Source organism: Nocardiopsis sp. iso_40 (genome assembly GCF_056173285.1).
Window position 1 is genome coordinate 5,994,607 of record NZ_CM149666.1, and the last position, 12,439, is coordinate 6,007,045.

At 69.5% G+C, this 12,439-nt stretch carries 14 protein-coding genes and 1 pseudogene; 5 read left to right on the plus strand and 10 right to left on the minus strand.

Annotated features, from left to right (window positions below; genetic code table 11):
* Nucleotide 1: 1 nt before the first annotated feature.
* Nucleotides 2-628: an RNA polymerase sigma factor SigM gene (gene sigM / locus AC0VYD_RS26265; protein WP_475477972.1), complete on the plus strand. Its 627-nt coding sequence runs from the start codon at nt 2-4 to the stop codon at nt 626-628.
* Nucleotides 625-1,500: an anti-sigma factor family protein gene (locus AC0VYD_RS26270; protein WP_475477973.1), complete on the plus strand. Its 876-nt coding sequence runs from the start codon at nt 625-627 to the stop codon at nt 1,498-1,500. The genes sigM and AC0VYD_RS26270 overlap by 4 nt, the downstream gene beginning before the upstream one ends.
* Before the next feature lie 13 nt (nt 1,501-1,513).
* On the opposite strand, the pseudogene AC0VYD_RS26275 reads toward AC0VYD_RS26270, so the two are convergent.
* Nucleotides 1,514-2,243 (minus strand): annotated as a pseudogene (locus tag AC0VYD_RS26275) (response regulator).
* The gene (locus AC0VYD_RS26280) at nt 2,240-3,436 is read right to left on the minus strand and encodes a sensor histidine kinase (RefSeq protein WP_475477974.1); all 1,197 of its coding nucleotides are present in this window, start codon (nt 3,434-3,436) and stop codon (nt 2,240-2,242) included. Before AC0VYD_RS26280 ends, AC0VYD_RS26275 begins: the two are co-directional and overlap by 4 nt.
* Nucleotides 3,437-3,600: 164 nt before the next feature.
* Here AC0VYD_RS26280 and AC0VYD_RS26285 point away from each other — a divergent pair, with 164 nt between their 5' ends.
* The 3 genes from AC0VYD_RS26285 (at nt 3,601) to trxA (ending at nt 5,504) form a co-directional block, all read left to right on the plus strand.
* Entirely contained in the window at nt 3,601-4,053 is a 453-nt protein-coding gene (locus tag AC0VYD_RS26285) for a hypothetical protein (protein ID WP_475477975.1), read from the plus strand.
* 140 nt (nt 4,054-4,193) lie between these two features.
* Nucleotides 4,194-5,126 (plus strand): thioredoxin-disulfide reductase, encoded by a 933-nt coding sequence (trxB, locus tag AC0VYD_RS26290; RefSeq protein ID WP_475477976.1) that lies wholly within the window; start codon nt 4,194-4,196, stop codon nt 5,124-5,126.
* A gap of 54 nt (nt 5,127-5,180) precedes the next feature.
* Complete coding sequence (trxA, locus tag AC0VYD_RS26295) at nt 5,181-5,504, plus strand: thioredoxin (protein ID WP_191267971.1); 324 nt, start codon at nt 5,181-5,183, stop codon at nt 5,502-5,504.
* A gap of 292 nt (nt 5,505-5,796) precedes the next feature.
* On the opposite strand, the gene AC0VYD_RS26300 is transcribed toward trxA, so the two are convergent.
* The 8 genes from AC0VYD_RS26300 to rpmH all read right to left on the minus strand — a co-directional run bounded on the left by AC0VYD_RS26300 (nt 5,797) and on the right by rpmH (nt 11,689).
* Nucleotides 5,797-6,765 carry a ParB/RepB/Spo0J family partition protein gene (locus AC0VYD_RS26300; RefSeq protein ID WP_475477977.1) on the minus strand — a complete coding sequence of 323 codons (969 nt, stop codon included), beginning with the start codon at nt 6,763-6,765 and terminating at the stop codon, nt 5,797-5,799.
* Between the two features lie 85 nt (nt 6,766-6,850).
* Nucleotides 6,851-7,810, minus strand: coding sequence for a ParA family protein (locus AC0VYD_RS26305; protein ID WP_475480380.1), 960 nt, complete (start codon nt 7,808-7,810; stop codon nt 6,851-6,853).
* Between the two features lie 74 nt (nt 7,811-7,884).
* A complete protein-coding gene (gene rsmG, locus AC0VYD_RS26310; RefSeq protein WP_475477978.1) occupies nt 7,885-8,616 on the minus strand; it encodes a 16S rRNA (guanine(527)-N(7))-methyltransferase RsmG in 732 nt (243 codons plus the stop codon).
* Nucleotides 8,617-9,032: 416 nt separating this feature from the next.
* On the minus strand, nt 9,033-9,521 hold the full coding sequence (locus AC0VYD_RS26315; protein ID WP_191267975.1) for a Jag family protein: 489 nt from the start codon (nt 9,519-9,521) through the stop codon (nt 9,033-9,035).
* Between the two features lie 144 nt (nt 9,522-9,665).
* Entirely contained in the window at nt 9,666-10,604 is a 939-nt protein-coding gene (gene yidC, locus AC0VYD_RS26320; RefSeq protein ID WP_475477979.1) for a membrane protein insertase YidC, read from the minus strand.
* A 24-nt stretch (nt 10,605-10,628) separates the two neighbouring features.
* Nucleotides 10,629-10,943: a membrane protein insertion efficiency factor YidD gene (gene yidD / locus AC0VYD_RS26325; protein ID WP_191267977.1), complete on the minus strand. Its 315-nt coding sequence runs from the start codon at nt 10,941-10,943 to the stop codon at nt 10,629-10,631.
* Complete coding sequence (gene rnpA / locus AC0VYD_RS26330) at nt 10,940-11,425, minus strand: ribonuclease P protein component (protein ID WP_475477980.1); 486 nt, start codon at nt 11,423-11,425, stop codon at nt 10,940-10,942. The genes yidD and rnpA overlap by 4 nt, the downstream gene beginning before the upstream one ends.
* A gap of 120 nt (nt 11,426-11,545) precedes the next feature.
* Entirely contained in the window at nt 11,546-11,689 is a 144-nt protein-coding gene (rpmH, locus tag AC0VYD_RS26335) for a 50S ribosomal protein L34 (protein WP_014909187.1), read from the minus strand.
* Nucleotides 11,690-12,439 lie beyond the last annotated feature (750 nt).

Sequence of the window (12,439 nt, forward strand, 5' to 3'; positions counted from 1 at the left end):
GATGGACGCGGCCCAGGAGCTTCCTGACAAGGAGCTGTTGTCGAGGCACGCTCAGGGTGACGAACAGGCGTTCGCGGTACTGGTACGCCGACACCGTGAGCGCCTTTGGGCTGTCGCCATCCGGATGACCGGTGATCCCGAGGAGGCCTCGGACGCGCTGCAGGACGCCTTCCTGTCCGCGTTCCGGGCCGCCGGGCGCTTCCGCGGCGAGTCCCAGGTCAGCACCTGGCTGCACCGCATCCTGGTGAACGCCTGCCACGACCGCCTCAGACGCCGCAAGGTGCGTCCGGCCACCCCGACCGAGGACGAGACCCTCGACGTCATCTCCAACGAGCGCCTGAGCCGTTCTGGCGGCGGCACCGACCACGCCTCGCGGACCGAGGCCCGCCTGGACGTGCACGCCGCCCTGGACCTCCTCCCGTTGGACCAGCGCATGGCGCTGACCCTGGTGGACATGCTCGGTTACCGGGTGGACGAGGCGGCCGAGATCCTCCAGGTGGCCTCGGGCACCGTCAAGAGCCGGTGTGCGCGAGGTCGCGCCAAACTTCTTCCCTCCCTGGCCCATCTAAGGAACCCTCAGCCTCCCCGAGACGTCACATCTGGGAGAGGAGGTGCCAACCCATCGTGACGTCCCACCCAGACACGGAGGCGCTCGCCTTCTTCGCCGAGGGTCTCACCGACCCCGACGAGGAGAACCCGGTCGCCGTCCACATCGAGACCTGCGCGGAGTGCGCTGCCACCCTGGAGGAGCTCTCGGGGGTCGCCCGCGTCCTCAGCGAGGCACCGGTACCCGCACTGCCGCAGGACGTCGCGGACCTCCTCGACAGCCGCATCGCCGAGGCCGTCCGCGAACGCTCCCCGTCCGCGGCGGGCACCGGAGCCGCCGCGCACCCCGAACCCGCCGTCCCGTCGGCCGGGGGCCCGGCGCAGCCCGTCCCGGACGCGCCCGCACCGGTCGTCCCCATCACCTCCCGACGCCGCGGTTTCGGCCTGCCCAAGCTGATGGCGGCCGCCGCCGCGGCCGTCTTCGTGGTCGGCGGCGGTGCCGCGATCGTCAACGGGCTGATGGTCGGCGACACGGAGACCGACGCCGCGGCCCCCATGGTCCAGGAGGACTCCCGACCGGAGTCCGCCCCCGACATCGCCCAGTCCTACTCCGCCGAGTCCACGGCGAGCGGCACGGTCTACACCGAGGACCAGCTCGGCGCGCAGGCGGCCGAGGTGCTGGCCGAGTCGGAGGACACCGCGGAGGGCATGGGAGCCCAGGCGCAGAAACCGGTGACCGCACCCGTGCAGGGGTGCGTCGACCGGTTCGAGGAGGCCAACGACGTCCGGGGCACCCTGGTCGACGAGGCCCTCTTCGACTCCGGTGACGGCGCCGAGCGCGCATGGGTCCTCTTCACCCAGGACACCGGGGGCAACGGCGTGGTCGTGCTCGACCCGGGCTGCGCGCAGGGCGGCGACATCGACACCAGCGTCCTCGCCGAAGCGGACCTGTGACCGGCCGGGGGCCTCAGCCGCCTCCGGGCCGGACCAGGCCGCTCTCGTAGGCCAGCACCACCAGGCCCGCCCGTCGCCCTCCACCGCCCTCAACGGTCGCCCACGGCGCAGCACTTCCCGGGTCCCGCACACCGAGCTTGGCGACCGCCCGGACCCACGTGGGTCCGGGCGGTCGCCGGACTCAGATGCAGCTCGGCGCCGACCTCCTGGTTGGACATGCCCCGCCCGACGAGCGCGAGAACCTCGCGTTCGCGACCGGTGAGCCGGTCCAGAGCGGCGGCGGCCTCCGGAGAGGGTTCCGTGGCGGCGAGGCGTTCGATGACCCGCCGGGTCACCCCCGGCGACAGCAGCGCCTCCCCCTCCGCGACCGTCCGGACCGCCGCCCGCAGTTCGCGCGGACCCGCGTCCTTGAGCAGGAACCCGGCCGCGCCCAGGCGCAGCGCGGAGAACACGTTCGCGTCCTCGCCGAAGGTGGTGAGGACCACGACCCGGGTGTCGACATGTCGGCGCCCCGACGTGTCGACACGTCGACGTTCCAGCTCCCGCAGCGCCCCGAGCCCGTCCATCACGGGCATCTGCAGGTCCAGCAGGACCACCTCCGGACGGAAGCGGTCGATCTCCACCAGCGCCTGCCGACCGTCGGTCGCCTCCGCCACCACCTCGATGTCGCCGTCCCTCTCCAACAGCGACCGCACCCCCGTACGCACGAGCGGCTGGTCGTCCACGAGCAGGACCCTGATCATGCGCCACCCCCGACCGGGATCCGCGCGCACACCCGGAACCCGCCGCCCCGCCCCGGACCGACCTCCAACGTGCCCTCCACCATCCGCACCCTCTCCCGCATACCGGAGAGCCCACCACCGCCCCCGGCGGGCACCCGCGGTGCGACGCCCCGGTCCGGCGTCGGGGCATCCGGGCCGCCACCGGCAGCACCGTCATCGGTGACCGTCACGGCGAGCACCCCCTCGGTGCGTTCGAGCACCACGGCGGCACGCCCGGCCCGGGCATGGCGGAGGGTGTTGGTGAGGGCCTCCTGGACCAACCGGTAGGCGGTCGCGTCCACCATCCGGGGCAGGCCCTCCCCACCGTCCCCCATCACCTGGACCTCCAGCCCGGCCGCGCGGACCGAGGCGACCAACTCCTCCAGGTGGTCGAGACCGGCGACCCGCTCGACCTCGGCTCCGGATTCACGCAGCGCCCGCACCGTGGAGCGCAGATCGCGCAGCCCTCCTCCGGCGGCCCGGGTGACGTGGTCCAGCTCGGCGCGGGCCGTCGGTAGATCCACCGCACCCTCCTCCAGAGCCTCAGAGGCCACCGCGGCGTGCAGGGAGACCACCGACAGATGGTGGCCGACCGCGTCGTGCAGGTCCCGGGCGATCCGGGCGCGTTCGCGCGCCATCCGCTCGGCGGACTCTGCCTCCCTCGCCTGGGCGTCCAGCACCGCGATCCGCTCGCGCTGGCGGGCGCTCCGTCTGCGCTGCCGCGCCCCGTCGCCGAGGGCGATCGCCGCCCCCATGACCGCCACGGTGGACGGTAGTTCGTACCCGATCAGCAGAGCCACGTCCTGCCCCTCGGCGATCCGCGCGGGGGTGGAGACCACCACCAGCGCGACCGCGACCCCCACCGCCCACCGTGTCCGGTCGAACGCGGCCGCGGAGTACAGCGCGGCCGCGACCGGAACCGCCATCCCGATCACCGGGAGGTCGACCACGTAGTAGGCGATGAGGAGCACCCCGGTGGCCAGGAGGACCACCACCGGCCACCGGCGCCGCACGAGCATGAGCAGACCGAACAGGGCGGCGAACCCGTAGGCCACCGCCGAAGGGAGGTCTCCCCCGCCGATGCCCGCGCCGACGGAGATGGCGACCACCGCGAAGACCGCGAACCCCGCAAGGGCGTCGACGACGACGTCTTGTCTGGTTGAGTGACCGGGCATGCGGCGATTCTACGGATCCCCCTCCCCGGGGCCACCTCCTCCCGAACGCGTCCGACTACGCGTTCGGACGTACCGGGGCGGGACCGCGGGCCGATGTCACGGGGCCGACGGCTCCCTACCGTGCGAAGGGCCGGCACAGCCGCCCCACAACCCACGGAGAGATCATGAGCCACCATCCGCACATCCCGCAGGGGGACTCCGGCCGGACCGCCGAACACCCGCACGACATCCCCTGGTCACTCGTGCTCGGTCTCGGTGCGCTCGCCCTGGTCCGCCCCCTGATGAGCGCCACCGGGGTCTCGGAGGCGATCGGTTCGCCGCTGGCACAGATCGCCTCGACCCTGCTCGTCACCGCGGCCTGGATCGTGGCGGTGGTCGTGGCACGTGTCCCCCGCCCCTTCCTCACGCTCGTGTACACAGGCCTGGCCTACGGGGTCCTCGCGATCGTGCTGAGCGCGGCGCTGTCCCCGTTCCTCACGGGAGAGCTCCGGGGGCCGATCACCAACCCCTTCGGCCTGGTAACGGTCCTGGCCACGAACGCCCTGTGGGGGACCGCCGCGGGGGCGGTCGCCCTGGCCGTCCGCCGAGGGACCGACCGTGCCGGACGTCGTCGCTGAGACCCATCTCCCGCCCGCCGCGCGCTGGGCGGACACCCGAGGGGGAATGCCCTGCGCCTACCATCGGTTGTGCTAAGCATCTTTCCCTCCGGTCACGCCCCCGTGGCCAGGAACAGCGACTGTGTGAAGGGCCTACGAGCGTGAGTGACGTCCGCAATGTCATCATCATCGGTTCCGGACCGGCGGGTTACACCGCCGCCGTGTACGCCGCGCGCGCGGAACTGCGCCCTCTGGTGTTCGAGGGGTCCATCACCGCCGGCGGTGCGCTCATGAACACCACCGACGTGGAGAACTTCCCCGGTTTCCCCGACGGGATCATGGGCCCGGACCTCATGGACAACCTGCGCAAGCAGGCCGAACGCTTCGGTGCCGAACTGGTCCCCGAGGACGTCACCGACGTGGACCTGACCAAGCCGGTCAAGGAGGTCACCGTCGGCAGCGAGACCTTCCTCGCGCACACCGTCATCCTGGCCACCGGCTCCGGCTACCGCGAGCTGGGCGTCCCCGGCGAGAAGGCGCTGTCCGGCCGGGGAACCTCCTGGTGCGCCACCTGCGACGGCTTCTTCTTCCGTGACCAGGACATCGCCGTGGCCGGCGGCGGCGACACCGCGATGGAGGAGGCGCTCTTCCTCACCCGCTTCGCCAAGTCCGTGACGGTCATCCACCGACGCGACGAGCTGCGCGCCAGCAAGATCATGGCCGAGCGGGCCTTCGCCAACGACAAGATCTCCTTCCTCTGGGACACCGAGATCACCGAGGTTCTCGGGGAGGACCGCGTCAGCGGGCTCCGGCTGATCAACAACAGGACCCACGAGATCAGCACCCTGGACGTGACCGGCCTGTTCGTCGCCATCGGCCACGACCCGCGCGTGGAGCTCTTCCAGAAGCAGGTCGAGCTCGACGAGGAGGGTTACGTGAAGGTGGACGCGCCGTCCACCCGGACCAACCTCGACGGTGTCTTCGCCGCGGGCGACGTGGTCGACCACCAGTACCGCCAGGCGATCACCGCCGCGGGGACCGGCTGCGCCGCGGCCCTGGACGCCGAGCGCCACCTCGCCGAGATGGGCAACTGACCCCTCCCCCGGCCTCTTTCCCACCGGTTTCGTCGAACCAAGGAGAACCAAGCAGTGTCCACAGTCAAGACCGCCACCGACGCCTCCTTCAAGGAGACCGTCCTCGCCAGCGACAAGCCCGTCCTGGTGGACTTCTGGGCCGACTGGTGCGGCCCCTGCAAGCAGATGGCCCCGGTCCTGGACAAGCTGGCCGAGGAGTACGCCGACAAGATCGATGTCGTCAAGCTCAACACCGACCAGAACCCCGAGACCCCGCGCGCCTACAACGTCATGTCGCTGCCGACCATGAACGTCTACAAGGACGGCGAGGTCGTCAAGCAGATCATCGGGGCCAAGCCGAAGCGCCTCCTGGAGAAGGAACTGGCCGAGTTCCTGTAACCCGGAACCGCACCGAACCCGCGAGAGGCCCCCAGGTCACCCCTGGGGGCCTCTCGTCTTCCTCCGCGACCGGCCTTCGGCCCGCGTGCTCCACGCCGCTCCACGGCCCCTGTGCCGCCCCGCCGCGGGGCACCCCCGGCAAGCAGGGGACGCCGGGGAGGCTCGGACGGCCGAGACCCTTCACGCGCGCGGTCTGTTTCACGTGAAACAGACCGGAGGCACAGAAGGTCCACATACGGCGTTGGCGGTGTTTCACGTGAAACACCGCCAACGCCCGGGTGGATGGTCAGCCCTACCGGTCCATCTGACTGATGATCCGCTCCAGGTCCTCCATCGTCGCGAACTCCACGACGATCTTGCCCTTCTTCCGACCGATGTCCACCTTCACCGTGGTGTCGAGCCGGTCGCCCAGGCGGGTCGCCCACTCCTCGACCTGAGGGGGGTTGCTGATCCTGCCCGCGGAGGAACGGCGGGGCTTCTCCCCCTCGGTACCCTCGTCCCCGGAGATCTCCCGAAGGGCGACGATCTCCTCCAGGGCCCGGACCGACAGGTTCTCGTTGTTGACCCGCTGAGCCAGCCGCTCCTGCGCTTCCGGATCATCGATCGAGAGCAGCGCGCGGGCGTGGCCGGCGCTGAGCACCCCGGCCGCCACCCGGTTCTGCACCCTCCCCGGAAGGTTGAGCAGGCGCAGCGTGTTGCTGACGTGCGAGCGGGACTTGCCCACCCTCTGGGCCAGCTCCTCCTGGGTGGTGTCGAAGTCGTCCAGCATCTGCTGGTACGCGGCCGCCTCCTCCAGCGGGTTGAGCTGCTGCCGGTGCAGGTTCTCCAGGAGTGCCTCCCGGAGCAGCTCGTCATCGTCCGTCTTGCGGACGATGGCGGGGATGCGGTCCAGGTCCGCGAGCTTGCTCGCCCGGAACCTGCGCTCCCCCATGATCAGCTCGTATCGGTCCTCGCCGCGGCCCTCGAGCTTGCGAACCACGATGGGCTGAAGCAGACCGACCTCGACGATCGAGTCCCGCAGCTCCTCCAGGGCCTCCTCGTCGAAGTGTGTCCTGGGCTGACGGGGGTTGGGGGTGATCGAGGCGAGCTCGACATCCTCCAGGTAGGTCCCGTCCGGCAACTCCGCCGGCCCCTGGACCTCGGGGGGTTCAGGGGCGGACAGCTCCACCTCGGGGACGCTCTCCACCGGCGCGGGGGCCGTCGGCCCCTGCGGGATGAGCGCCCCCAGCCCCTTACCCAGTCCGCGCCGCTGCTGGCTCACCGGCAACTCCCTCCACACTCCTTGCGTGCTGTTCCGCCCGACCGCAGCACGGCCGGGCGGAGTGTTTCACGTGAAACAACCGGCGTCAGCCGGAGATCCCCTCGGCCCGGTAGGCGATCTCACGGGACGCCTCCAGGTAGGCCACCGCACCGGTGGACGCGGGATCGTAGGTCATGACCGACTGCGCGTAGCTCGGCGCCTCGGAGACACGGACGCTCCTCGGCACCAGGGTCTCCAGGACGAGTTCACCGAAGTGCGAACGCACCTCGTCCGCGACCTGCTGGGCGAGCCTGGTCCGGCCGTCGTACATCGTCAGCAGGATCGTGCTGATGGACAGGCCCGTGTTCAGGTGCGACTTGACCAACTCCACGTTGCGCAGAAGCTGACCGAGCCCTTCGAGTGCGTAGTACTCACACTGGATCGGGATCATGACCTCGTCGCACGCCACCATCGCGTTGACCGTCAACAGGCCGAGCGAGGGCGGACAGTCGATGAGGATGTAGTCGAGGTCCGACGTGTCGTAGGCGGCGAAGGCCCGCTTGAGCCGAGCCTCCCGGGCGACCAGGGAGACCAGTTCGATCTCGGCCCCGGCGAGGTCGATGGTGGCCGGAGCGCACCACAGGTTCGGAATGTCCGGGACCGGCTGGGCCAGTTTCCGGATCTCCTCGTCCTCGACCAGGCAGTGGTAGATCGACCGGGTCTGGGTGTCGCGCTCCATGCCGAGCGCGGTGGACGCGTTCCCCTGCGGGTCGAGGTCGACCACGAGAACACGCTGTCCGTGCATGGCCAGGGCGGCGGCGATGTTCACCGTCGTGGTGGTCTTGCCCACCCCGCCCTTCTGGTTGGCGACACTGATCACCCGGCAGGCCTTGGGACGGGGCCAGTGGTCCTCGTGCCCGCGAACCGCCATCGCGGCGTGGGCCGCGCGGGCAAGAGGAGTGTCGGGGACGCCGTCGGAGGCCGTGTCACCACTCTGTGTTTCACGTGAAACAGAGGGCTGGCCCGCCGTGGAGTCCGCTGCTGTTTCACGTGAAACATCGAGCAGGTCTCCATAGGCGCCCGCCGGTGTTTCACGTGAAACACCGGCGTTGTCGGCTGGGTTCTGGGGCACGAATGAGTTCACCTCTTCCGTCCGCGCTTTTTTTTGCCGCTCCGCGCCTTCTTCTGGGATCCTCCGGGCGCGGGCGGACCACCGTCGGATGTCACCGTGACGCGAACGACCGTGGTAGCGGGATCGACTTTACCCCGACCCACCCTGATCACATCGCAGACGCCAGGACGCAGTTTCGAAACGTCTTTCTCCGCCTCGGCCAGTTCGGCCTCCGCCTGCTCCCCCTTCAGGGCCAACAGGCTCCCGCCCTTGCGGAGCAGCGGCAGCGACCAACCGGCGAGACGGCCCAGTGGAGCGACCGCGCGGGCGGTGACGAAGTCGGTGTACAGCTCACCGTGCACCTCCTCGGCGCGCCCCCGCCGAACCTCCACGTTGGCCAGGCCGAGGGTCTCGACAGCCTCGTCGAGGAAGACCGTCCGTCGCAGCAGGGGCTCCAGAAGGGTCACCCTGACATCCGGGCGCAGCAGACCGAGCACCAGACCGGGCAGTCCGGCACCCGACCCGATGTCCACCACCTCCGCGCCCTCGGGGATCAACTCCTCGACGACAGCACAGTTGATGAGGTGTCGCTCCCAGAGGCGGGGCACCTCGCGGGGGCCGATCAACCCCCGGCGCACCCCGTCGTCCGCGAGGAGTCCAGCGTAGCGCGCAGCCGTGGGCAGGGTGTCGCCGAAGACCGCCTCGGCCTGCGGGGGCGGGGCGGGGAGCGTAGCGCCGGGCTCCTCAGTGCCCGAGGTCATCGGTCACCACCTGTCGGAACTCGTCCATCATCACTTCCATGAACCGTCGGGTCGCCATGTCGACCTGTCCATTCGGAGCATTGTCGACCGGCGTGGGAAACGCGCGGCGGATCACGGTCGCCCGCACGCACGGGGTTACCCCCTCCCTCCGCACGGGCCGCGCGGCTCGCGGATCCACTCGCGGCGTCGTCGCTCAGTGCCGGGGCGGAACGGCTCGTGGGCGGGAAGGCCCCGGAGACGATCCTATGTGTGGGACGCACCCGGGTTTCACGTGAAACACCCCCGGGGCTCCTCGCGGGCACAGCTCCCGCGGCCCGTGGCCACTGTCCCCGCCACCCGGGCGAGAGCCGGCCCCGCACGCCGAAGGGGCGGTGTTTCACGTGAAACACCGCCCCTGACATCCGCGACCGGAAAAGCTAGTCGGCCGGATGCACCACCACGTAGCGGTTGGGCTCCTCGCCCTCGGACTCACTGCGCAGGCCGGCCGCGGCGACCGCGTCGTGCACGACCTTGCGCTCGAAGGGGGTCATCGGCTCCAGCGGGTGGATCTCCCCGCTCTCCTTCACCTTGTTCGCGGCCTCGGTGCCGATCTGGAAGAGCACCTTGCGGCGGCCCTCGCGGTAGCCGCCGATGTCCAGCATGAGGCGACTGCGCTCCCCGGTCGCGCGGTGCACGGCCAGACGGGTCAGCTCCTGGAGGGCCTCCAGGACCTCACCGTCGTCACCGATCAGTTCGTCCAGGGTCGCACCGACGACGGAGACCATCGCGCGGTCCCCTTCGACGTCCATGTCGATGTCGCCGTCGAAGTCCGCGATGTCGAGGAGACCCTCGATGTAGTCCGCGGCGATGTCACCCTCGTTCTCCAGGGCTTCGATGTCGATTCCGGCCTCAGGTGCCTCAGCCACCGCTACGCCACCGCTCTCTTCCTCGCTACTTCCCACAGCGATCCCGTCTCCTCAATCCGTCAGTCCCTGGCCGTCGTACGCCTCAGGGGCATTGTCGCCTGCGTACTGGAAAGTCGTCGCCGCCGACACGAAACAGGAGGGTCCTCAGTTGGACCCGCCGCTGCGCTTGGAGCGCGGCTGCTTCTTCGGCTGCTTACGTTCGATCTTAGGCTCTTCCTTGGGCTCCGGAGCGGTTTCCGGGGCCTTCTTCCGGCCGAGCATGCCCTTGGCCGAGCCCTTGGCGGTGCTGCCCTTACCCGACTGGTCCCCGTCACCGGGGAGGGGCTGGTTCCGGTAGAGGTAGTGCTGCTGCACCATGGTCCAGACGTTGGACGTGACCCAGTAGACGAGCACACCGACCGGCATCGCGAGACCGAAGAGCCCGAACGCGGGCGCCAGGTACATCATGATCTTCTGGGTCTGCATCATCGGGTTGTCGGGCTGCTGCGCCATGCTGCGCTTGATGCTCTGCCGCATGGTCAGGAACGTCGTGGTGCCCATGACCACACAGGCGATCGCGATGACGACCTTCGCCATGACGGGGTCGGTCGCGCCGAGCTGGCGCAGTTCCTCCGGGGTGGTGTTGAACTGCGCGGCGATCGGGGCGTGGAAGATCAGCGCCTCACGGGCGCTGTTGGCGAGTTCCTCGGTGAAGCCGTACCGGACGTTGCCCTCGGCAACGCTGCGCAGCACGCTGAACAGTGCGAAGAACACCGGCATCTGCAGGAGGAGGGGAAGACAACCCATGATGGGGTTGGTCCCGCTCTCCTGGTAGAGCTTCATCGACTCCTTCTGGAGCCGCTCCTTGTCGTGCTTGTAGCGCTCCCGAAGCTTCATGATCTTCGGTTGGACTTCCTGCATCTTGCGCTGCGTGTTCATCTGCTTGACGAACAGCGGCACGAGCAGGAGCCGCATGACGACGGTGAGCAGCACGATGGACAGGCCCCACGCCCACCCGCTGTCGGGGTTCAGGCCGACGAAGGACAGACCCGCGTGGATCTGGACCAACGTCCAGCCGACGATGTTGTAAAGCCAGTCCAGCACCGGCCAACTCCTAGTTCAGTGAAACTACTGGTCCCCGGAAGCGGCGCCGGTGTTCCCGGTTCCGCCCGCAGACTCCTCGGACTCCTCGTTTCCGCGACCCCTGGGCGGCGGAACCGGATCAAGACCCCCCGGGTTGAAGGGATGGCAGCGGGCGATACGCCTGACAGCCAGCCACAACCCGCGCAGGGCTCCGTGCACGCGGAGCGCCTCGACGGCGTACGCGCTGCACGAAGGGTAGAAACGACAGACCGGGGGGAAGAGCGGACTGATGAAGCGCTGGTAACCACGGATGGGCAGGATCAGCAGCCGTGCGAACGACGTCGGTCTGTGCTCGGTCATTGCTTCGCCCACCGTTCTCCGCCCCTGGGTGGGCGACGGTCACCGTCTGCCTCGCTCCTCGCCGACTCGGCCGGGTCGGGGCGCGGGCCCCCACGGCCCCGTCGACGCTTGGCGGCCCCCCGGGGCCGCTGCGCCGCGGCGATCGCGCTGTCGAGTTGTACTGCCAGATCCTGCTGCCGCATGCTCGCGGCAGAGGGCTTGGCCCGCACTACCAGCAGGCTACCTTTTGGCAGAACAGCCAACCGAGCCCGCATCAGGTGACGCAGCCTCCGCTGTACGCGTTTGCGCACCACCGCTCCCCCGACCGCCTTACTCACGACGAAACCGACGCGCGGCGGCGCCGCGGCGTCGGTGCCGGTGTCGGACGGCTGTCGGGGGGCGAGGTAGATGACGCCCAGGGCCTCACGCGATGCGCGCCGGCCCGAGCGCATGACCGTTCCGAACTCGGCGCTGTGACGCATCCGGTTCTCCGGCGACAACATCGGCGTTCCTCCGGGAGAGGGGGCACGGCCCTCGACTACCGGATCCGTACCCCACGACAAAGGGACCGACCGGCAAGAAGGCCGGACCGGTCCCAGTGAAGACTTGAGGCTTGCGTGGCCCTAGTGGCTCACGGTCAGCGCGGCGCGTCCCTTACGACGACGCGAGGCGATGATGGCGCGACCGGCGCGCGTACGCATGCGCAGCCGGAAGCCGTGGACCTTCGCGCGACGCCGGTTGTTCGGCTGAAACGTACGCTTGCTCACTACTGGCTCCAGGGGCGTGTCAGGAAAGTACTACGACAGACCCCCAGGATATGCGGGGCCTTGCTGTGCATGTGTCGATGCCGCGCTCCCATGTCGGACATGAGCGCGGACAGAATCATCGGCATAAGCATAAAGAAGATACGACCTGGTCGGGCCGTGGTCAAATCAGACCGCCCGCACGACCGGGTCCCGGGTCCGCCTGGCGCGGCCCGGCCGGTGGCGGACACCACTGCGCACAGCCTGCCCCTGCCCCTGTGGACAACGAGTTGTCCACAGGGTGCACAACTCCCACGGTGGGGCGTGTCCTGTGGATAACCTCAACCTGTGGATAACTCTCTCCTCGCCTCGCCTCCAGCCCCCCGAAAGCTGTGGACGAGCATTTTACACACCTTCTGACCTGCAAATTGTGGATAACCCCACAGAGTGCACAGCCAGCTGTCATCCTGTGGATAAACCTGTGCACAACCTGTGGACAACCCTCTGATCCTGTGGATACCCAGAGGTAGTCAAATCCTTGGCCGCTGCTGGCAGATCCCGCTGTCCACAGGCATCGCGCGGCCAGGGGGACCCACCACACCCCCTGACTCCCTGCCCCGGCACCCCCCGGAGGGGAGGACAATGGGAGGGGCGGGCCCGCAGGGGCTCGACCGTGCCCGTGACAGGCCGTACCAACCTCCCCCGTCCCCTCACCGCTACCAATCCGCACCGAACAGATCCGCACCGAAGGGACAGCAACCATGGCAGGTCACC